7 protein-coding genes are annotated in these 23,532 nt (G+C 55.5%); all 7 read left to right on the top strand.

What is annotated here, in order from left to right:
- The first annotated feature begins 389 nt into the window (after nucleotides 1-389).
- The 7 genes from DG177_RS10290 (at nucleotide 390) to DG177_RS10260 (ending at nucleotide 23,529) form a co-directional block, all read left to right on the top strand.
- Nucleotides 390-14,834: an Ig-like domain-containing protein gene (locus DG177_RS10290; protein WP_108811397.1), complete on the top strand. Its 14,445-nt coding sequence runs from the start codon at nucleotides 390-392 to the stop codon at nucleotides 14,832-14,834.
- A gap of 35 nt (nucleotides 14,835-14,869) precedes the next feature.
- The gene (locus DG177_RS10285; RefSeq protein ID WP_337658724.1) at nucleotides 14,870-16,357 is read left to right on the top strand and encodes a TolC family protein; all 1,488 of its coding nucleotides are present in this window, start codon (nucleotides 14,870-14,872) and stop codon (nucleotides 16,355-16,357) included.
- Nucleotides 16,358-16,380: 23 nt separating this feature from the next.
- Entirely contained in the window at nucleotides 16,381-17,355 is a 975-nt protein-coding gene (locus tag DG177_RS10280) for an efflux RND transporter periplasmic adaptor subunit (RefSeq protein ID WP_108811395.1), read from the top strand.
- Nucleotides 17,336-18,730 carry an HlyD family efflux transporter periplasmic adaptor subunit gene (locus tag DG177_RS10275; protein WP_108811394.1) on the top strand — a complete coding sequence of 465 codons (1,395 nt, stop codon included), beginning with the start codon at nucleotides 17,336-17,338 and terminating at the stop codon, nucleotides 18,728-18,730. The genes DG177_RS10280 and DG177_RS10275 overlap by 20 nt, the downstream gene beginning before the upstream one ends.
- Nucleotides 18,727-20,877, top strand: a complete 2,151-nt coding sequence (locus DG177_RS10270; protein ID WP_108811393.1) for an HlyD family efflux transporter periplasmic adaptor subunit — start codon at nucleotides 18,727-18,729, stop codon at nucleotides 20,875-20,877. Before DG177_RS10275 ends, DG177_RS10270 begins: the two co-directional genes overlap by 4 nt.
- Nucleotides 20,878-20,973: 96 nt before the next feature.
- Nucleotides 20,974-22,509, top strand: a complete 1,536-nt coding sequence (locus DG177_RS10265; RefSeq protein WP_337658723.1) for a WS/DGAT/MGAT family O-acyltransferase — start codon at nucleotides 20,974-20,976, stop codon at nucleotides 22,507-22,509.
- A gap of 105 nt (nucleotides 22,510-22,614) precedes the next feature.
- Nucleotides 22,615-23,529 (top strand): SDR family NAD(P)-dependent oxidoreductase, encoded by a 915-nt coding sequence (locus DG177_RS10260; RefSeq protein ID WP_108811391.1) that lies wholly within the window; start codon nucleotides 22,615-22,617, stop codon nucleotides 23,527-23,529.
- Nucleotides 23,530-23,532: the final 3 nt, after the last annotated feature.

Below are 23,532 nucleotides of genomic sequence, written 5' to 3'. Positions count from 1 at the left end.
TCGTTCTCGCCGCTCGCCTTTGCATGACCGGCGCACAGCGCGCAATATCCAAATCCACTTTATTCATGAACAGTCCATAGCATATTCACGGCCGAATTTCGCTGCCGCTTAGCGATTTCGGCGACGTGCTGGCGAATGGCAGGCAATACATGGCACTAAATATGGTCAAGGCGCTACTTTTAACCGCTATGTTCGCAAATTGCCTTCTGACGACAGTAGATTTTACAAATCCGCCGAATTTAGCGGCTTTTCGGGCTTGCGACGCCTTATACATATCTGTTAACCACCTCTACTAATAAATAGTCTTTGGGGCATCGGCTATTTGTTTAGTTTCAAGTCGTTACAGGCACGGTCGCAGAATATTTTAAGTGTCTTTATTGGAGAGTTAGATGGCCCAGCAACCGAGAAATGCTCAGACTCATCTAATTGCACTTGAGCCACGCATGATGTTTGACGGTGCTGCTGTTGTCACGGCGGCAGTGACCATATCTTCTGCAGATGTGCTCGAAGGCGGTATGTCGACCACCGGCATATTTGGCATGGAAAACAAGGCTCTGTCAGCAGGTGCCGTCCCGAATATCGGCTTGGCACCGCCAATGGCTGCAGGTCAGGATACGGGTAGTTTTGCTCCTGGTTCATCGGACAGGGCCACGGTCAATCTGCCATTGCCGAGCGAATTCGCTAATTTTTCCAACGATGCCATTGGCTCAACAACTGACAATAACAGCATGGCCTGGGCGTCGCTCGGTATTGTCGAGGGTGCAGGTCAACCACTGGAGACTGCAGCAATTGCGATCGCCGCTGGCGATACAAACGAAGCGCAATCTTCCACTGCACTAGTTTTGTCCGCTCCTGTAAACACCGATCCGGTCTTGAAGCCACTCGATCCTTCGGATCATGGATCTGATGTAAGCAGCAATGATATTGTAACGGAGCAGGTGGTTGCAAAAGAGGCGCTTGGCTCTCAAGCCATAGCCAGTTTTGGGCAGCAAGGCGCGCAGGCAATTGCTGGCTCGACTGAAGCCGGAGCGTTTGTTGAAACGGCCTTTTCTCAGGACGCATTGCAGCCAGAAAATCTTGCAGTTTTTGCCAGAGAGCCCGGTGTTCGCCCGGTTGATTTTCGGGATTATTTTATCATTGATGACAATGATTCCCGATCTGCGATTATGCCACAATGGCTCGGATACTCGCCATTTAGCGCGGATAGTTTGGCAGAAGATCTGGTGGTTGAGCAAACGGCGACACAGGCTGCGCAAGACTATATTTTCATCGATACCAATGTGGAAAATTATCAGGAGCTCGCCGAGACGTGGGCGGGCAAGGGTATAATTGTTTTCATTGACGGCGATCGCGACGGGATCGACCAGATCATGACGGCGCTGGCCGGGGCCAGTGACATTGGTGCCATCCATATTGTCAGCCATGGTGATGAAGGCGTGTTCTGGCTCGGCACAACCCAGATTGACAGCGCTGCGGTATCCGGCGCGCTGGCATCCTCACTGGCATCCATTGGCGCAAAGCTGTCTGTGGATGGCGACATATTAATCTACGGCTGTGATGTCGGTGCGGACGAAGCCGGCCAGCAGCTGATGGATGCACTGGCGGCAGCAACCGGAGCGGATATAGCAGCTTCGATTGACGATACTGGCAGCATATTGCGCGGCGGTGACTGGACGCTGGAAAACCGGCTGGGCAGCGTCGAGGCGACTTCGCTGGTGGCGCGCGATTGGGATGGATTGTTGGCGACCACAGCCATATCAATTCAATCCGGTAGTCCGACCGTGCGCGACGGCAATGGCAACATTGTGCCCAGCAATACACGCGTTGGGGAAAATGCAACCGCGACATGGACCGATGCTGGTACCTTTAACGGGCAGCAATTTAGTCTGCGCGCTACGATTGTTTCCATTACTGACAGTGACAATATAGCGTTCAATACGTCAGGCGATGACCCAGGTTTTCTGCTAAGGGCCTTTGGCACACGCACCACTGCCACAGCTGAAATTCGCTGGGACATTTTTAACACCAATAGCGGCGCACCCATTGATATTGATGTCTCCTTTACGGTTGCAGATATTGATGGTCGTAGCGGCGACCCCAGAAGTCGCGAGTGGGTGACGGTTGATACGGATACCTTGTCGTCTTTCCAAAATGCCGGACCATCGGATATCGAGTTTGATACCAGTATTCCCGGGGAGGTCACGGCATCCGGGACCCAAGATGAAGGTGGCGATCCCAGTTCCGCGGCGCGATTCAACTGGTTGGATACGAGCAGTTTCGCGATCACCTACAATCTAAATCCCAACGCCGCCAGTGCGGCTGGCTTCAGTCATGATGGCGATCTGGATTTTGATCTCGGCACGGGCGGTACAACTGTTTCGATTCCACGGTTGGACCTTGACCGCAACGACAGCACAGCGAGCGGTTCGGGTTATCAGGGCACCTATGTTGAAAACAGCAATAGTGTAGGCATTGTTGATCGCGATGTTCGGATCACCAATCCTGACGGTCAAGTGCAAAGCGCGAGCATTACACTGACCAATGCGCAGGCTGGCGACCGTCTGTTGGTCAATGGCTCGGATGCTGCATCGGGCACGGTGAGAGGCATTAGCTACACACGCACCGATAGCGGTGTGGAGTTGACGGGAGCAGATAGCGCGAATGACTATCGCAGAGCGCTGCGGGCGATCACCTTTGAAAACACCACGGAACGGCCATCCGAGGTGGATCGGAATATTGAAATCAGCTTCGCCAATGCGGCACTGAGTTCGAACGTGGCCGTCTCCACGATAAGTGTGGTCGAGATTAATGACCCGCCGACGGCGGTTGATGATGTGACGCAAACGACTCCCGAAGACACACCAATTAATAATATCGATGTGCTGTCCAATGATTTTGACGGAGATGGTGATACGCTGTCGGTTGTGTCAGCGAGTGCACCCAATGGAACGGTGGTGATTAATGGCGATGGCACATTAAATTATACTCCGAATAGCGGATTTTCTGGCACCGATACGGTTACCTACATAATCAGTGATGGGCGGGGCGGCACATCAACCGCAACCTTCGATGTGACAGTAGCGGCGGTCAATGATCCTCCGGTACCGGTAGGCAGCCTGCCGCCACAAAGCAATATCGATGCCGCCCAGGGAATATTTGTTGGCACGTCACAGGGTTTTAATGATCCGGATAATCCAAATTCAGAGCTGACATATTCGGCAACCGGTCTGCCGCCCGGCCTGTCGATAGATCCCGACAGCGGTGCCATCACAGGTACGATCGACAATAGCGCCAGTCAGGGTGGCACGGGTGGCATCTATAACATCGTTGTAACGGCCACCGATCCCGATGGCCTGTCCGCCAACCAGAACTTTGCCTGGACGATTACCAATCCGCCGCCACAAGCCAATAATGATGGCGGGTCGACCAATGAAGATACGCCGATCACCGTCAATGTACTCGCCAATGATCAGGATCCTGACGGCGATGATCTAACGGTTATTTCCGCAAGTGCGTCCAATGGCACCGTGGTGATCAATGCTGATGGGACGCTGACCTACACGCCCAATGCCGATTTCAATGGCAATGACCAGATTACTTATACGATCAGCGATGGCGAAGGCGGAACCGATTCTGCTGTTTTTGATATAACTGTCGTTGCAGTGAATGACGGACCAATTGCAGTCGGCTCGTTGCCACCGCAGACCAATGTGGATGCTGACAGCGGAGTAAGTGTTGCGACGGCTAGCGGCTTCAACGATATCGATGGTCCATCAATCAGCTATAGTGCCACAGGACTACCGCCCGGACTCTCGATTGATTCTGGCACAGGTGAGATAACCGGCACGATCGACAATAGCGCCAGCCAAGGTGGTACCAATGGCGTCTATATGGTCACCGTCACAGCCACGGATTTTCAAGGCACGCCTGCGACCCAGACTTTTGCATGGACCGTCACCAATCCCGGACCAACAGCGGCCAATGATACGGCGTCTACCGATGAGGACACAGCCGTTAACATCAATGTCCTGGGCAATGACAATGACCCCGATGGCGATGATCTGGCGGTCATCTCTGTCAGCTCAGTAAACGGTTCAGTGTTTGTCAATCCCGATGGCACACTCCTCTATATTCCCAATCCCGGCTTTAGTGGCACCGATACGATAACCTACACGATCAGCGATGGCGAAGGCGGCACATCCACGGCAACCGTCGATGTGACTGTAGCTGCGGTCAATGATGCACCTGAACCGGTTGGTGCCTTGCCGCCCCAGACCAACGTTGATGCCGATAGCGGGATCAGCCTGGAAACAGCAGGCGGCTTTACCGACAGTGATGATCCAGTTCTGACTTATAGTGTGTCTGGTCTTCCGGCGGGCCTGAGCATTGATTCCGACACCGGTGAAATAACCGGAACCATTGATCGCTCGGCCAGCCAGGGCGGCTCCAACGGTGTTTATTCTGTAACCGTAACAGCGACAGATCCGGGCGGGTTGAGCGCCGAGCAGACATTCAGCTGGACGGTGACCAACCCAGCTCCATTCGCGGCGGATGACACCGCCACGACCAATGAAGACACGCCGGCGCTGATCGACGTGCTGCCCAATGACAGTGATCCGGATGGGGATCCGATCACCCTTATCGCAGCTGCGGCTTCGGTCGGGCAGGCGACTATAGTCGGCAATCAGGTCAACTATGTTCCGCCCGCCAATTTCAACGGCACGGCGACCATCACCTATACCATTAGCGACGGTGAGGGTGGCACGGCAACGGCGACGATTGAAGTCACCGTCACACCGGTCAATGACGCACCAGTTGGTACAGCGCTTCCACCGCAGAATACCGAAGATGGGGCAACCATTGCGGTTCCGGTTGCGGATAATTTCTCTGATATTGATGGCGATATGCTGACCTATGCGGCGGCGGATCTGCCGCCTGGCCTATCCATTGATCCGGATAGCGGTGTTATATCTGGCACGATCGACAATTCGGCCAGCCAGACGAATGGCGGCACTTATACAGCGACCATCACCGTTTCTGACGGCAATGGCGGCACGACGACGCAGGAAATAGTCTTCAATGTCAGCAATCCCGGCCCGGTGGCGGTTGACGATAGCGCGTCGACCGATGAAGACACGCCGGTCATTATCTCACCTCTGGTCAACGACAGTGATCCCGATGGCGACGATTTGACGATCACTTCTGTCAGTGTGCTCAACGGCAGCGTGTTCGTGAATGGTGATGGCACGATAACCTATATTCCCAATCCGGGGTTTAATGGCACGGATACCATCACTTACGAGATTTCTGACGGTGAGGGTGGTACTGCGACCGCCGAGATCACTGTTACCGTTGCTGATGTTAACGACACTCCCGTCCTTAGTGGCAGCATTGGCGACCAGACCAATCTTGACAGTCAAGATATCAGTTTGCCGGTTGCAGGCGCGTTTAGTGATCCTGACGGTGATATGTTAAATTACACGGCCATCGGCTTGCCCGCGGGGCTGACTATTGACCCTGATACGGGAGTAATTTCCGGCACGATTGACCGCAGTGCCAGCCAGGTCAACGGCGGCGTCTATGCAATTACCGTAACCGCCGATGATGGCCGCGGCGGAAGCGTTTCGACAAGCTTTGAATGGACAGTCACCAATCCGGCGCCAGTCGCAACCAATGATAGCGTGACCACCGATGAGGATACGGCAGTCAACGTAGCGGTGCTAACCAATGATGTGGACACTGATGGGGATCCACTGACCATTACCGAGGCAGAAGCTGGCAATGGCACCGTCACAATCAACCCTGATGGCACGCTGGCCTATAAGCCAGATGCCAATTTCAATGGCGAAGATACAATCGTCTACACGATCAGCGACGGGGAAGGCGGTTTCTCAACAGCAACCGTCACGGTAACGGTCACGCCGGTCAATGATGGTCCGACCACGGTCGGACTTGCCAATCAAAATGGTGAGGATGGCGCCGATGTTTCCATCCCAACGGCACAGGGCTTTGATGATATTGATGGCGATGACCTGACCTTCACCGCTTCCGGTTTGCCGCCGGTGCTATCGATTGATCCGGATACCGGTCTGATCACAGGTACGCTTGCTTCCGACAGTTCGGTCAACGGTCCATTTGTTGTGACGGTCACTGCGACTGATCCCTCGGGTGAATCCGTGTCGACCACTTTCGTCTATTCGATCCAGAATGTACCCCCAATAGCAGTCGATGATATGGCGACCACGCCCGAAGACACGCCGGTCACCGTTGCAGTGTTGACGAATGACAGCGATCCTGACGGTGATCCGCTCATGATCACCGCCGCAAGCAGTCAAGATGGCACGGTGGTGGTCAACGCGGATGGTACGCTGACCTTCACCCCGGCAGAGAATTTCAATGGCGAAGCGCTGGTTACCTATACGGTATCCGATGGCCAGGGGGGCGTTGCCACGGCGACCCTGACTGTGGACGTGGTTGCGGTAAATGATGCGCCGGAATCCTTGCCCATCCCGGACATCACCAATGAAGACAACCAGTCGGTTTCAGTCGATACCAGCAGCTTCTTCAGCGATCTGGACGGCGATATATTGACCTTCGAAGTTACCGGTCTGCCGGCTGGCCTCAGTATTGATCCGGCGACCGGCATCATCAGCGGCACGATTGATCGTGATGCTAGCCAGCCAAATGGCGGCGTTTATTCGGTCACCGTGACAGGCACCGATCCTGATGGCCTGACCACCAGCCAGACCTTCACCTGGACGGTTACTAACCCGGCGCCAACTGCAGTCAATGACAGCGCGACAACAAACGAAGACACGCCGGTTGATATTACGGTGCTGACCAATGACACGGACCCCGATGGTGATCCGCTAACGGTGACGATGGCAACCGCATTGAACGGCACTGTGACGGTCAACCCTGACGGCACTCTGACCTATGTACCGGATGCTGACTTTAACGGAAATGATACGATCACCTATGTGATCAGCGACGGCAATGGCGGCACGTCTACTGCAGCAGTGGACGTCACTGTCAATGCGGTCAATGATCCGCCAGTGGCTGTAGACGATGTTGCGACCACCAATGAAGACACGCCGGTTGTTATCGGTGTGCTGGGCAATGATACAGATATTGATGGTGACGCGTTGACGGTTACCGATGCGACATCACCGGATGGTAGCGTGGTGATTAATCCGGACGGCACGATTACCTTTACGCCCAATCCGAATTTCAACGGTCCGACGACGATTACCTATACCATCAGCGATGGCAATGGCGGTACATCAACCGCAACCGTTGCAGTGACGGTCGATGCGGTCAACGATCCGCCAGTGGCTGTAGACGATGTTGCGACCACTGACGAAGACACGCCGGTGGATATCGCGGTGCTTGCCAATGATACGGATGTCGATGGTGATCCGCTGACGGTTACGGCGGCCGATGCGCCCAATGGCACAGTGACGATCAATCCGGATGGCACTGTAACCTATGTTCCCGATCCGGATTTCAATGGCACGGATACAATCACCTATACGATCAGCGATGGTCAGGGCGGCTTCTCCACCGCTACCGTTGAAGTAACAGTCAATGCGGTGAATGACGCACCGGTTGCTACACCCATTGCACCACAAAATGACAATGATGCGGATGTGATCGATGTTTCGGTGGCGAGCAATTTCACCGATGTGGACGGTGATGCGCTGACCTTCAGCGCCACAGGTCTGCCGCCCGGTCTGTCGATTGATGCGGACGGCAATATTACAGGTACGATTGACCCGGATGCCTCTCAGGGCGGCCCGGGTTCTGACGGCATTTACAGTGTGACCGTCACAGCGGATGACGGCAATGGCGGCACTGTGGACCAGACCTTTATCTGGGAGGTGAATAACCCGGCGCCTTTGGCTGCGGATGATGCAGCGGCGACGGATGAAGATACGCCAGTGATTATCGATGTACTGACCAATGATGATGATCCCGATGGCGATGCGCTAAGCGTTACGTCGGCGACCGCATCCAATGGTCTGGTGACGATCAATCCGGACGGTACAATCACTTACTCACCCAACCCAGATTTCAACGGCACCGATACGATCACCTACACGATCAGCGACGGCGAAGGTGGAACCTCGACGGCTACGGTCGAAGTCACCGTGGCTCCCGTCAACGATGGGCCGGTCGTGGATAGTCCGCTGCCTAATGTTGCCGGCGTTGACGGAGAGGCGGCCGCTATTCCAACTGCCGGTAATTTCAGTGATGTCGACGGTGATATATTGACCTTTACCGCTGCTGGCCTGCCAACGGGGCTGAGCATTGATCCCGATACTGGCCTGATCACCGGCACGATTGATAATCAGGCCAGTCAGGTCAACGGTGGCGTTTATACCGTCACGGTCACGGCTGATGACGGCAATGGCGGCATGGTCTCTACGACCTTTACCTACACTGTGACCAACCCTGCACCAACCGCGACCAATGATACCGCGACCACCGATGAAGATACGCCGGTGATCATCAATGTGTTGGCCAACGACAATGATCCCGATGGTGATGATCTAACGGTTACAGTGGCGAGTGCACCCAATGGCACGGTCGTGATCAATCCTGATGGTACGATCACCTATACGCCCGATCAGGATTTCAACGGCACCGACACGATCACCTATACAATCAGCGATGGCAATGGCGGCACCTCCACTGCGACCGTTGAAGTCACGGTAGCGCCCGTCAATGACGCGCCGGAAGTTGATATTCCGATTGCGAATCTGAACAACGAAGATGCCGATGTCATCTCGGTCGATATTAGCGACAAGTTCAGCGATCTTGATGGCGATACGCTGACCTTTACCGCGACCGGCCTGCCTGCTGGCCTGTCGATTGATGCTAATGGTGTCATCACGGGAACCATCGATCCGGATGCCAGTCAGGTGAATGGCGGCGTCTATACTGTGACGATCACCGCGGATGACGGCAATGGCGGTACCGTCGACGGTAGCTTCACCTGGACGATCACCAATCCGGCTCCGACGGCTGTCAACGATACCGCGACCACCGATGAAGACACCCCGAGCGCACCGATTGCGGTGCTGGCCAATGACAATGATCCTGATGGTGATACCCTGACCGTCGTCAGCGCAACAGCGCCTAATGGCACGGTGGTGATCAACCCGGATGGCACTTTGGTCTATACACCTGCCGAAAATTTCAACGGCACCGATATCATCACCTATCAGATTAGCGACGGCAATGGCGGCACTTCGACCGCAACTGTTGAAGTGACGGTGACGCCAGTGAATGACGCACCGACAGCGGACCCGCCGCTCAACAACCAGACCAATGACGATGCCGATATTGTCTCGGTCGATGTCAGCGGCAGTTTTGAAGATCTTGATGGCGACACACTGACCTTTACCGCGACCGGCCTGCCTGCCGGCCTTTCGATCGACACCAATGGTGTCATCACAGGGACGATTGACCCCGATGCCAGCCAGCTCAATGGCGGTGTTTATACTGTCACCGTTACTGCCGATGATGGCAATGGCGGTACCGTTGATTCGATATTCACCTGGACCGTGAACAATCCGCCGCCGGTTGCGGCCAACGACACGGCAACCACGGCAGAAGACACATCGGTTAACATTCCTGTTCTGACCAATGATAGCGATCCTGATGGTGATATGCTGACCGTCATTTCAGCCGATAGCAGCAATGGCGTTATTGTGATCGAAGCAGATGGCACCTTGACCTATCAGCCTGATCCGAACTTCAATGGCACGGACACGATTGTCTACACGATCAGTGACGGCAACGGTGGTACCGCCACTGCAACGGTCGAAGTAACGGTGACGCCCGTCAATGATGCTCCGGAAACCATTGGCCTGCCCGACCTGTTTGACTCGAATAATGAAGCCATCACGGTCCCGTTGGGATCGGCCTTTAGCGATGTTGATGATGCGACGCTGACCTATAATGTTACCGGATTGCCGACGGGACTGACCTTTGATCCGGCTACCGGTGAAGTAACAGGGACAACCGGTGCAACGGCCTCTTCGGATGTTACGGACGGTGAATATACCGTGACCGTGACTGCAACTGATGCGGCGGGACTGAATGTCAGCACGACCTTTACCTGGACAATCACCAACGAACCGCCCCGGGCGATTAATGACAATTTTGTCGGCACGGAAGACACGCTGATCAATCTCGATGTCCTCGCCAATGATATCGATCCCGATGGCGACCCAATGACGCCGATCGTGATTGTTTCGGCCGATGCTACCAACGGGACTGCGGTCATACTGGCAGATGGTACGATCGATTTTACGCCTGACCCCGATTTCAATGGTACAGCGACTGTCACCTATACGATTGAGGATGCAAACGGCGAATTTGCCACGGCAGTTGCCACCATCGTCATTGATCCGGTCAATGATGCACCGGATGCCACGATCATTCCGGATCGCGACAGTGAGGATGGCGATGTTGTCAGCGCCGATTTCGGGCCACTGTTCAGCGATCCCGAAGGCGGCGTGCTGACCTTCTCAGCTAATAACCTGCCAGATGGCTTGTCGATCGATACCAATGGTCTGATCACCGGCACGATTGATGCAGATGCCAGTCAGGTCAATGGTGGCGTCTATCAAGTGGAAATTACCGCAACCGATGATGGCGGGTTGGAGACAATACAGAGCTTTATCTGGACAATCACCAATCCCGGACCAACTGCAAATACGGATACGGCTGCGACGACCGAAGATACGGCCACCGGACCCATCGATGTGCTCGCCAATGACAATGATCCTGATGGCGATGCGCTGACAGTTACAACCGCTACCGCACCCAATGGCACGGTCGTGATTAATGCCGATGGCACTTTAACCTACACGCCGGATGCTAATTTCAACGGCACGGACACCATCACCTATGTCATTGACGACGGCCAGGGCGGCAGCTCGACATCGACGGTGACGGTGACCGTTGGTGCCGAAAATGACGCACCGACCGTGACGCCGCTGGCCGCGCTCGGCAATGCCGATGCGGATGTCATCGCAATTGATGTCAGTGGCAGCTTTGATGATCTCGACGGAGATATGCTGACCTTCTCCGAGACCGGGCTTCCACCCGGACTGTCGATTGACGCAGCGGGTAATATCACAGGTACGATTGATCCTTCGGCTTCTCAAGGCGGACCAAATGGCGACGGTATCTACTCGGTCACTATCACGGCCGATGATGGTAATGGCGGAACAGTGTCGAGCACCTTCAGTTGGACTGTCACTAACCCTCCACCCGTGGCCAATGATGACGGTCCGATTGCGGTGACCGAAGACACGCCGCTGGATATCGATGTTCTTGGCAATGATACGGATCCTGATGGCGATATGTTGATCGTGACTCTGGCTACCGCCGGCAATGGTGAGGTAACGATCAATCCGGATGGGACTTTGAACTATGTGCCTGATCCGGACTATAATGGCCCCGATACGATCACCTACACAATTAGCGACGGCAATGGCGGCACGTCCACGGCAACCGTGGAAATAAACGTCGGCGCGGTTAATGACGAACCAGTGGCGAGCCCAATTACACCGCGCAATGATGTGGATAGTGCAATGGTTTCGGTTTCGGTCGCTGCCAATTTCTCCGATGTCGACGGTGATACGCTGACCTTTACTGCCAGCGGCCTGCCGGCAGGTCTATCGATCGATACTGATGGCCTGATCACGGGCACGATTGACAGCGGCGCGAGCCAGGTGAATGGCGGGGTCTATACGGTTACGGTCACAGCCGATGACGGCAATGGCGGGACGGTCGATTCCACCTTCACCTGGACGATCACCAATCCGCCTCCTGTGGCCGTGAATGACAGCGCATCAACATCCGAAGACTTGCCTGTGAATATTCCGGTGCTCGCCAATGACAACGACCCCGATGGTGATATGCTGACGGTGACCACGGCCAACGCGGCCAATGGCACTGTGGTCATCCAGGCCGATGGCACGATTGACTATACCCCCAATCAGGATTTCAACGGCACGGACACGATTACCTACACGATCAGTGACGGTAATGGTGGGACAGCCACTGCTACGGTGACGGTCACAGTCGGCGCCGTCAACGATCCGCCAGTAGCGGTCGATGATAGCACAGTGACCGATGAAGAGGTGCCGGTTACGATTCCTGTGCTGGCCAATGACAGCGATGTGGACGGTGACCCGCTGACTGTCACCAGCGCGAGCGCACCTAGTGGCACGGTCGTGATCAATGCCGACGGCACCGTGACCTATACGCCCGATCCAGACTTTAATGGCAACGATACAATCACATATGTGATCAGCGATGGACAGGGCGGCACCGCAACAGCCACTGTCGATGTGACTGTTAATCCGATCAACGACGCACCAGTTGCTGTAGATGATGTCGCGACGACGCCAGAAGATACGCCGATCACGCTCAATGTGCTCAGCAACGACAGTGATGTCGATGGCGATCCGCTGATTGTAACGGGTGCGACATCGCCTGATGGCCAGGTGACGATCAATCCCGATGGCACGGTGACCTTCACACCCGATCCGGATTTCAATGGCACGACAACTGTCACCTATACAATCAGTGACGGCAACGGTGGCACCGCGACCGCAACCGTGACGCTGACGGTTGATCCAGTGAACGATCCGCCGGTTGCAACGCCGGATGTTGCCCAGACCGATGAAGACACGCCAGTGACTGTTTCCGTTCTCGATAATGATACGGATGCCGACGGCGATCCATTGACCGTTACTGCGGCCAGCGCACCTAACGGCACGGTCGTGATCAATGCTGATGGCACGGTGACCTATACGCCGGACGAGAATTTCAACGGCACCGACACGATTACCTACACCGTTTCTGATGGCAATGGCGGCTTTGCAACGACAACCGCAACGGTCACGGTCAATCCGGTCAATGATGTGCCAGTTGCAAATGATGACACGGTTTCGACACCGGAAGATGCGCCGGTCACGATACCTGTACTGGGCAATGATACGGATGCCGATGGCGATCCTTTGACGGTAACCGACGCGACGTCACCAAACGGCACGGTGGTTATCAATCCTGATGGTACGATCACCTTTACACCCGATCCGGATTTCAATGGTCCGACGACGATCACCTATACCATCAGCGACGGCAATGGCGGAACCTCCACCGCAACCGTGACGGTTGATGTCACCCCGGTCAACGATGCGCCTGTGGTGACGCCTGATGTTGCTGCTACGCCGGAAGACACGCCGGTCACGCTCTCGCCGCTCGATAATGCGAGTGACGTTGATGGTGATCCGCTGATCATTTCCAGCGCCACAGCTCCCAATGGCACGGTGACGATCAATCCCGACGGAACGATCACTTACACACCGGATCCGAATTTCAACGGTACGGATGTGATCACCTATCAGGTCAGTGACGGCAATGGCGGTTTCACCACTGCGACAATTACTGTCACCGTAAGTCCGGTCAACGATCCGCCGGTTGCGGCCAATGATATTGCTGATACCGATGAAGAACGGCCTGTGGTCATTCCGGTGCTTGCCAATGATGTTGATCTGGATGGTGATCCGCTGACGATAACCAATGTCAGCGCGGCCAACGGTACGGTAACGATCAATCCGGATGGCACCATCACTTACACACCGAATATCGACTTTTTTGGCACAGATACAATTACTTACACGATCAGCGACGGCAATGGTGGCACCTCGACGGCGACCGTTGCGGTCACCGTCCGCAACACCAATGAAGTGCCGGTTGACGGTAATGAGGAAGTCTTCGGCATCGGCGGCGCAGAAACGATTATCGATGTGCTTGCCAATGGAAGTGACCCGGATGGTGATCCGCTGAGCGTATTCACCGCCAAGGTTGATGTCGGCACCGTGGTGATCAATCCGGACGGCACGATTTCGCATTTCGCAGATCCCGAGTTTCAGGGTGTGGCGACTATCACCTATATTGTCAGCGACGGGCAGGGCGGCTTCGTTGAATCCACAGCGACTGTCATAGTCACACAGGCCAATGCCAATGTGAACGAGTTGCTCGGCAATCCAGGAATCGGTTATCCTGATAGCGAACGGCTCAATACAACATTGGACCCGGTTACCGAATTTATCACAACACCGCTGATTATCGATGACATGGTGAATAGTTTCCGCTCACTCAACAATACGCCTGACCTTGGCGGTGATCGGCCGCTTCTAACAGCGGTCAACGGATTGCGCTCGCTGAATGGAATGGGTGAGCTGGATGTCGATGGCAATCCGATTGATGATGTTGTCAATCAGCTCGACAAGATCCGGGATTTGCGCTTTGGCGCCGACCGCCTGTTTGATCCACGCTTCGGAGATTTCCTGGTCGAAGGCCTGACCGGCTTCTCGGTGCGTCAGCTATCCACTGGCAGCGATCAAGTGATGATTGAATCGGTCGTCCGTGATCGGGTCATCTATATGGAAGTCCGTGACATCGGTGCCGACAGCGATCCGCGTATTGTCGAATATCAGCTGCGCGCGCGCGACGGCAGCCCGCTGCCCGGCTGGATCCGCATGGATGCTCGCGGCCTCGCGATTATCGAACGGCCAGTGGACGCGGAAACCGTTCGCCTGATCGTACGGGCGATCCGCGCGGATGGCCAAGTCGTTGAAATTCCGGTTATTGTCCAAGGGGCGACCGGGGAAATCCAGATTGATGAGAAGCGCACGCTTTCTCAGAACATGAACGGTGCTGCGCCCCTGGGCAGTGCCATGGCAATGGCAGACGCCAGTGTCGCAGATGAAACAGCGCAGCTTCTGGCTGCGTTCAATAGCTAGATGGGCAAGGCCTAGATGGGAAACAGACTATGCACATGAAACACACCCTGAGTATTTCGGCATTGGCCTTACTGGCTGGCTGTGCGGTGAATCCCAAACCGCTTACACCAACGCAGATCGACACCACCGCGCGCGAAAATATCCTCGCGGTTGATGCCGATCAGGAACCTGTGACCGCTCCGATCAACCTTTATGAGGCGATGGCCCGGGCACTCAAATATAATCTCGACTATAAGGTCGAGCTGATGGAAGAGGCGCTCAAGACCCGTGAGCTCAACCTGTCGCGCTATGACATGTTGCCGCAACTGGTCGCCAATGCGGGCTATGCTGGACGGAATAATTTCTCCGGTGCCAGTTCACTATCGCTGATCACCCGGCGCCAATCGCTGGAGCCGTCAACCTCGGCAGAGCGGGATATTTTCACCGGCGATCTGTCGCTGAGCTGGGACGTGCTCGACTTTGGCTTGTCCTATGTCCGGTCCCAACAGAAAGCGGATGAGTTTCTGATTTCGCAGGAACGCCGGCGCAAGGTTGCAAACCGGATCATTGAAGATGTCCGCACCTCCTATTGGCGCGCGGTGAGTGCCGAGCGTCTGTTGACCAAGCTGAAAGAACTGGAAGGCAATGTCAGCACCACGCTCGACAATAGTGAACGGCTTGCAGAACGCCGCCTTTCAGCGCCGCTGACCGCGCTCACTTATCAGCGCGAGCTGGTCCAGATACAGGCGGAAATCCGAAAGTTGCAGCGCGAACTGGTAGTGGCCAAGGCGCAGTTGGCCGCCCTGATGAACCTGCGTCCTGGCACCAATTTCTCCCTTGTCTTGCCAGATCGCACCGAAAATTTGCCGGCGGTGAAATATTCGGGCGAGGATATGATGATGACCGCGCTGAAAAACCGCGCCGAGCTGCGCGAAGTCAGCTATCGTCAGCGGATCAACAGTAAGGAACTGGATGCCGCGTTGCTTTCAGCCCTGCCAAGTTTCCGGGGCATATTGGGCGTGAATGTCGATTCCAACGATTTCCTGTTCAACAATAACTGGTTCCAATATGGTGCGCAGGCGAGCTGGAATGTGCTTAACCTGTTCAAGCTTGGTCCGAAGAAAAAGGCAGTGCGGGCGCAGGATGATCTGCTCCGGCAACGGGAACTGGCGCTGACCATGGCAGTGATGACACAGGTCCACGTATCGCGGGCGCGCTTTGGCCATTTGCAGGAAGAATTGCAAACCGCCGAACACCAGCACCGGGTGCAGGACAAGATCCTCTATCAGATCCGCGCGGGCCACAAGGCAGGCGCGATGAGCCAGCAAACCTTGCTGCGCGAGGAAATGAACACTCTCGTGGCAGAGGTGAAATATGATATAGCCTATGCCGAGGCGCAAAATGCCTATGCCAATCTTTTTGCGTCTATGGGCATAGATGATTTCGCGCCGGATCTGACAGGCCGTGAGGATGTCAGCACATTGACGGCATCCCTGACCAGTTTGTGGCAGGAACGCGAAGCGGCAATGAAACTGGATCAATAGCCAAGTAACAGAAAGCATATTTGATGAGTGAAGCACCCGAGGACGACGCCTCGGACACCGGGGAAAAATCAAAGGCTCCATGGCTTTGGGGCGGCGGTATTGCGATTGCTGCAGCAATCGGCATTGGCCTTGCTACGAGTGGCGATGGCCCAAATTGGTCGAGCAACGAAGCGGCCTTGAGTGCCACGGAAGAGAAACCAACTGAAACGGCTGAGGCAGAGGTTCAGAAACCGGAACCCAAGCCGGACCCTGATGTTCGCGGGGTCATCAAGCCCAAGCAAGAATCGACCATAGCGTCGCGGATGACTGCGCGGATCACCTCCATGCCCTTTGGCAAGGGGCGCAGTTTCCGCAAGGGCGCATTGCTAGCGCAATTTGATTGTTCGGCCATTCGGGCAGAGCTAAAGGCTGCGCAGGCGGCGGCCAATGCCTATAATGTCACTTACCAGACCAATGTCGAACTCGATCAATATGAAGCAATTGGCAAGAATGAAGTCGCCGTTGCAAAAGCCAATCTCGGTAAAGCCAATGCAGAGGCCAATGCGATTAAGGCCAACTTGACGGATTGTGCCGTCTATGCGCCTTTTTCCGGCACGGTTGTTGAAGAGATTGCCCATCGCGGCGAGATTGCCGCCAGCGGTCAGCCGCTGTTGACCATTCAGAGCGGCGGCGATCTTGAGGTCGAGCTGATCGTTCCAAGCAACTGGCTGACCTGGCTGCGCCCGGGCGCCGATTTCACCTTCACGATTGATGAAACCGGTGCAGATGTGACGGGCCAGATTTCGCGGCTGGGTGCGTCAGTTGATCCGGTGAGCAAGACTATCCGTGTCACTGGCAACGTCGACAAAACCGAGAGCCTGGTCTTGCCGGGGATGAGCGGCTCTGGCGTGTTTGTGAAGCCGTCGGATAAGCCAGCGCAAAGCGCAGCGGAAAAAACATCAGCCGGTACCCAGAGTAAATCAGAAGCAGCAAAAGCCGATGGCCGTCAGCCCTCCTGATTCCGACCCTGCACCGATTGCGATATTGCCCGTTGCTGCGGGGGCGGCACCGCTGTCCGGTGATGCCAATATGCTCGCCAGCCTGCTGCAATTTGAAGCGGAGGTGCGTCGCCAGCCGGGTGTGGCTGAACTGCACTATCATGTCGCCAATGAAATGCGCCGCATTCTGCCCTATGAGCAGATGTTTATCGCGCGTCAGCCGCGTATCGGTGATGATTTTCATATCGTCTGCGCCTCCAGTATATCATCGGTCGATCGCAACGCACCGCTGATTCAGGCGATAGAGAAACTGATCGCCAAGTTGGCGAAAAATGACGGGCTGGAACGGCCACATGATTTCACTCTCGGCGCGATGAGCGAAGACCCAGCGCTGGCCGAATATCCTTATGGTGAATGCCGCTGGCAGCCTTTGCTAGACAGCGAGGAAAAGGTGTTTGGCGGACTATTGGTTATGCGAGAAACGCCGTTTCGTGAAGGCGAAGGCTATCGGCTGACACGGCTTTCCGAGACTGTTTCGCATAGCTGGCGGGCGCTAACCGGCGACAAGCCGGTCAAGCGCATTGGCCGCTTTGGGCGCAAAGAGAAGATCGGTATATTGATCGCTCTGCTGGTGATCGCGCTCTTCCCGGTTCGCATGACAGCATTGGCCCCCGTAGAAGTTGTGGCTGCGCGTCCGTTCATGGTTGCAGCGCCGTTTTCCGGTGTCATTTCGCGTATCCATGTGGCCCCGAATGCGGCGGTCGAGGAAGGCGCGTTGCTGGTGTCTTTTGATGATGTGAAGCTATCCAATGAATTGAAACTCGCGCAGGAAAAACTGGCTGTGGCCAAGGCGCGGGTGGACCGGTCCACCAGTACGGCCTTTGGCAAGGATGACGAGACCCGCGAGATTGCTACCCTTCGCGCGGAGTATGAACTGGCGCAAGCCGATTATAATTTTGCCAATGATGTCATGGGACTGTCTCAGGTCAAGGCCCCGCGCGGGGGCATGGCGATTTACAGCGACCGCCGCGACTGGGAAGGGCGCGCGGTCAATGTCGGCGATCCGATATTGCAGGTGGCTGATCCCGGGCAGATCGCGCTGCGCATCGATTTGCCCGCAGCCGAACAGATGGCCCTGGACCGCGGATCACGTGTGAAAGTCTGGCTGGATGCACAGCCGCTCTGGGCGATTGAGGGCAAGGTTGAACATGCCAGCTATCAGGCGCGACAGACCGCGGAAGGCATATTGGCTTTCGCTGTTACGGCGAAGCCAACATCCGGCAATCCGCGTATTGGCTCGCGCGGCACGGCCAAGCTTTATGGCGAGTGGGTGCCGCTTATCTATGCGTTGCTCAAGCGTCCGATAGCGAGCTTTAGACAAACAATCGGACTATGACTGCCGCTGCACCAGCGGAGCCGGAACGGCCCCTATTGCCGCCACTTAGGCAAGAGTTGCGGATTGAACCGGGCGCGGCTCTGGTTACCGGCGCACCAAGCTGGACTCTGTTTGATCCGGTGCGGCATCTGTTTTTTCAATTGGGCAAAATTGAATATCGCATTCTCTCCCGCTGGGCATCCGGTGATCTGGCCAAGGTCAATGATGACCTTGTCGCGGAAGGATTGGACGAAGAAGAAATCAATACGGCCTTTGGTCAGGTCGTCGATTTTTCCCTGTCCAACAGCCTCACCGTAGCGCCAATGGGCGACACTGTCGCAAGCTTTACGGAACAGCGGAAAACGGCCAAAAAGGCCTGGTGGAAATGGATGCTGGATAACTATCTTTTCATCCGCATTCCGATCGTCAAACCGGCGGCCTTTCTGGAACGGACGATAGATAAAGTCGCGCCGCTATGGTCCTATCCGGCCTTGACCTTCTTTGCCTTGCTGGCGCTTACCGGCCTGTTTCTTGTGTCGCGCCAGTGGGATAGCTTCCTCGCCTCCTTCCTCTATTTTTTCAGCTGGCAGGGCCTGATCGCTTATGGTCTTGGACTGTTTGTCATCAAGATCCTCCATGAACTCGGCCATGCTTATACTGCGACGCGCTTTGGCTGCCGTGTGCCGAGCATGGGGGTCAGTTTTCTGGTGATGATGCCGGTCCTCTACACAGACACATCCGGTGCATGGCGGCTGACTTCGCGCAAACAGCGGCTGATGATCGATTGCGCTGGTGTCACGGTCGAGTTGATGATTGCGGGGCTTGCGACCATGGCCTGGGTGCTGCTGCCCGATGGTATGCTTCGCAGTGTTGCGTTCATTCTCGCCACCACCAGCTGGGTGATGAGTCTGGCGATCAACCTTAATCCGTTCATGCGCTTTGATGGTTATTATGTCCTCTCCGACTGGCTGGGCGTTCCCAATCTGCAACCACGCGCTTTTGCCCTGGGCCGCTGGCGGCTGCGTGAGCTGCTCTTCGCCTTGGGCGATGAAGCACCCGAACAGGTGCCGGACAGATTGCGCCGCGGGATGATTGTCTACGCGTGGATGACGTGGATCTATCGCCTGTTCCTGTTCATCGGTATCGCGCTGCTGGTCTATACGCTGTTTTTCAAACTGCTCGGTGTGATTCTGTTCGTCGTTGAAATCGCGGTTTTCATTGCCCGTCCTGTCTTCTCGGAATTCAAGGTCTGGGCCAGCATGAAAGATCGGATATTGGCGACGTCGCGGACCCGCCTGTTGCTGATCGGAAGCGGTATAGCGCTGCTGCTCTGCTTGTTGCCGCTTGACCGGCATATCAGCGCGCCAGCGGTACTGACACCGATTGGCGCATCTCCGATTGTCGCGGGTGATCCTGGTAAGGTTGAAAAGCTGTTTGTCGAGAATGGTCAAAGGGTTGCGGCGGGCGAGCCGCTGCTTCAACTTTCTGCCCCGGAGCTGGAGCAGTCGATTGCGTCGACGAAGGTCAAAATCGCCAATCTGCAACTGCAATTTGGCCGCGGGGCGGCGGATGAGATTGACCTGTCCAATCGCATGGTTCTTGAACGGGAGCTCAAGCAAGAGCAAGATCAGCTCAGCGGTCTTGAGCTGCGTAGCGAGCGCCTGATACTGCGCGCGCCGATTGCAGGGATCGTCACCGACTTGTCACCGGATATTCACAGCGGGCGTTGGCTCGGTGGGGCGGAGGCTATTGCCTATATCGTCACATCCGATGACTATGATATTCAGGCCTATGTCAGTGAAGACGATATCTGGCGTATTTCCAAAGATGCGCGTGGCCGCTTTGTTCCGGATGATCCGGTGCAGGCATCTCGGGCAGCCAAGCTGGTAGAGAAATCGACCAATGCGGTAGAGAGAATTGATCAGCCGATACTGGCCTCGGTCAATGGCGGACCAATTGCTTCGGATAAGGACGAGAATATCTTGCGGCCCCGTTCGGCGCTTTACCGTGTCCGTCTGATCGCTTCGAAAAAGGTATATAAGGATGGCGCTGCTTTACAGCTCACCCCGGGCAGCGTGGAAATCGCGGCAACCGGCCGATCGGTTGCGGGCGGTTTGCTCGACAAAGTAACGCGCCTGTTTAGAAGCGAGGCCTCTTTAAGCAACTAGTCGCGCCTCGTGCTTCTCCCGCTCCGTTTAACTGATTCGCTTCTTTAACCAATCTGATTTATGCTTGCCTCAATAAGAATCACGAGGGGTATGGACATGGAACAACTAGGTGCGCTCGATGCGATGTTTGCCTATACGGAAACACGCAATACACCGATGCATATCGGCCAGCTGCTCATCTATGATCCCTCTACCGCACCCGGCGGTAAAGTCGGGTTCAAGGATATATTACACTATATTGAAGGTCGGCTCGATGGCGCGCGGATATTCCGTCAGAAACTTGTGCGTGTGCCGCTGGACCTTGATCATCCCTATTGGATTGAGGACGAGAATTTCGATCTCGAATATCATGTGCGTCATATTGCCTTGCCACAACCCGGTGACTGGCGTCAGCTTTGCATTCAGGCGGCACGGATTTATGCGCGGCCTTTGGACATGGATCGCCCGCTGTGGGAGTTTACGGTCATTGAAGGCCTCGACAATGTCGAAGGCATCCCCAAGGGCAGCTTTGCGGTGATGCACAAATTCCACCATGCTGCTGTGGATGGGCAATCGGGGCTGCAGATGACTTTGGCGCTGCACGACCTTGACGCCAAAATGAAACCGCGAAAATGGGACAAGCAATGGCGCGCCGAGCCCAAGCCGAATGACCTTGGCCTGTTGATGCGGGCGCAGGTTAATAATATCGCCAATCCGGTGCGCGGCCTCCAGACGCTTGGTAAGCTGCTTCCCGTGCCGAAGCGGATGTTTGATTTCGCAAGAGAGAATAAGCAGCAGAAAGATGCAGCGACCGGCATTCCCAAGACGCGCTTTGGTGACAGGTTGACACCGCACCGCGTGTTTGACGGAAAGATATTCCCACTCGCTGATATCAAGACTATCCGTTCCGCATTTCCCGGTGTGACGGTTAATGATGTAATGCTGACGGTGGTCGGCGGGACCATGCGCGCCTATCTTGAAAGCAAGGGCGAGCTGCCGGATAACACTTTGAAGGCTGGCGCGCCGATTTCAGTTCGTGATGACAATGGTGAAGCGGCTGGCGGGAATCAGGTATCGATGATGACCGTTGGTCTCGGCACGCATATTGCCGATCCGGCGAAGCGGCTGGAGTTCGTGGCGAAGGAAACGAATCGTTCCAAGCATATGGTTGAAGCGGTCGGTGCGCGGACCTTGATGGAGTTGAGCGGCGCAATGCCGGCGGGCCTGACGGCCGCTACCACGAAACTTGCCGCACGCATGGGCCTGGGTCAGACTGTCGCACCGCAGATGAACACGGTTGTGACGAATGTGCCGGGTCCACCGGTTTCGATGTATTTTGCCGGTGCCGAACTGAAGCGCAGCTTTGGCATGGGTCTGCCAACCGATGGCATGGGCGTTTTTCATATCGTCACCAGCTATCACGGAGAGATCATGCTGACGATAACGGCTGATCGCGAGATGCTGCCGGATCCTGCCACTTATGTTGATTTTGCTGAGAAAAGCCTCAAGGCGCTGCTGGCGGCGGCGAAGAAAGCAGGCGCAGCAGCGGCCAAAAAAACCAAGCCGAAAAAGGCAGCAGCAAAAAAACCGAAAAAACGTATGACCACGCCTTCCGCTACGGCAGGCAAGGGTCGCAGGAAGACTGCAAAATAGTCGGACCGGGAATCTAGACGCCTTAGCTTGACTCACTTGGCTTGATTGCGCATCCATCGGCGCAAACAATCCCATTCATATGAGAAAGCGAGAGGCGAAACTCCCATGAGCACAGTAGAATTTAATGATCGCGTAGCCATAGTCACCGGTGCCGGTGCTGGCCTTGGCAAGCAGCATGCGATGGAATTGGCGCGGCGCGGCGTAAAGGTTGTCGTCAACGATTTTGGTGGCGCACGCGATGGCACCGGCGGTTCGGCAACCGTAGCGGAGCAGGTTGTCGCAGAGATTGAAGCTGAAGGCGGCGAAGCGATGGCAGCAGGCTGCAGTGTGACTGATATGCCAGCGGTTGAGAAAATGGTTGCCGATGCGATTGCGAAATGGGGCCATGTCGATATTCTCGTCAATAATGCTGGCGTCTTGCGCGATAAGAGCTTTCACAAGATGGGCATGGAAGATTTCCAGTTTGTCATGGATGTGCATCTTACCGGAAGCGCCAATTGTACGAAGGCGGTATGGGATCATATGCGCGAGCGCCAATATGGCCGGATCGTGATGACGACCTCGTCGACAGGACTTTACGGGAATTTCGGGCAGGTCAATTACGGCGCCGCGAAACTTGCGCTGGTCGGCATGATGAACAGCCTGCACCAGGAAGGCGCGGGCAAGGGCATTCATACCAATTGTATCTCGCCGGTTGCCGCGACCCGCATGACCGAAGACATCATGCCGGAAGAAGCCCTGAAATTGCTGGTTCCCGAGGCGGTGACGCCGGCGGTGGTCTATCTGTGCAGCGATGGCGCGCCATCCAAGACGATATTGACGGCCGGTGCCGGTGGTTTTGCTGCCGCAAAAATCCTTGAGACCGAGGGTATCTGGCTTCCTGAAGCGGATCGCAATGCTGAATCCATTGCCGCAAATATCGATCAGATTCTCGATGAAACCGGTATGCAAGAATATGCCAATGGCGGCGGACAGGGCGGCAAATTTTTCCGCCGGATGCAGGAAGTGATGAAGGGCTAAAAG

It is taken from the genome of Sphingorhabdus sp. Alg231-15 (genome assembly GCF_900149705.1).
GTDB lineage: Bacteria > Pseudomonadota > Alphaproteobacteria > Sphingomonadales > Sphingomonadaceae > Parasphingorhabdus.
This window is presented reverse-complemented; position numbering and strand designations above follow the sequence as displayed.

Coding starts and splice junctions, on each gene's coding strand:
- DG177_RS10260 (WP_108811391.1), top strand. CDS start 22,615: ATGAGCACAGTAGAATTTAATGATCGCGTAGCCATAGTCACCGGTGCC.
- DG177_RS10275 (WP_108811394.1), top strand. CDS start 17,336: ATGGCCGTCAGCCCTCCTGATTCCGACCCTGCACCGATTGCGATATTG.
- DG177_RS10290 (WP_108811397.1), top strand. CDS start 390: ATGGCCCAGCAACCGAGAAATGCTCAGACTCATCTAATTGCACTTGAG.
- DG177_RS10270 (WP_108811393.1), top strand. CDS start 18,727: ATGACTGCCGCTGCACCAGCGGAGCCGGAACGGCCCCTATTGCCGCCA.
- DG177_RS10280 (WP_108811395.1), top strand. CDS start 16,381: ATGAGTGAAGCACCCGAGGACGACGCCTCGGACACCGGGGAAAAATCA.
- DG177_RS10265 (WP_337658723.1), top strand. CDS start 20,974: ATGGAACAACTAGGTGCGCTCGATGCGATGTTTGCCTATACGGAAACA.
- DG177_RS10285 (WP_337658724.1), top strand. CDS start 14,870: ATGAAACACACCCTGAGTATTTCGGCATTGGCCTTACTGGCTGGCTGT.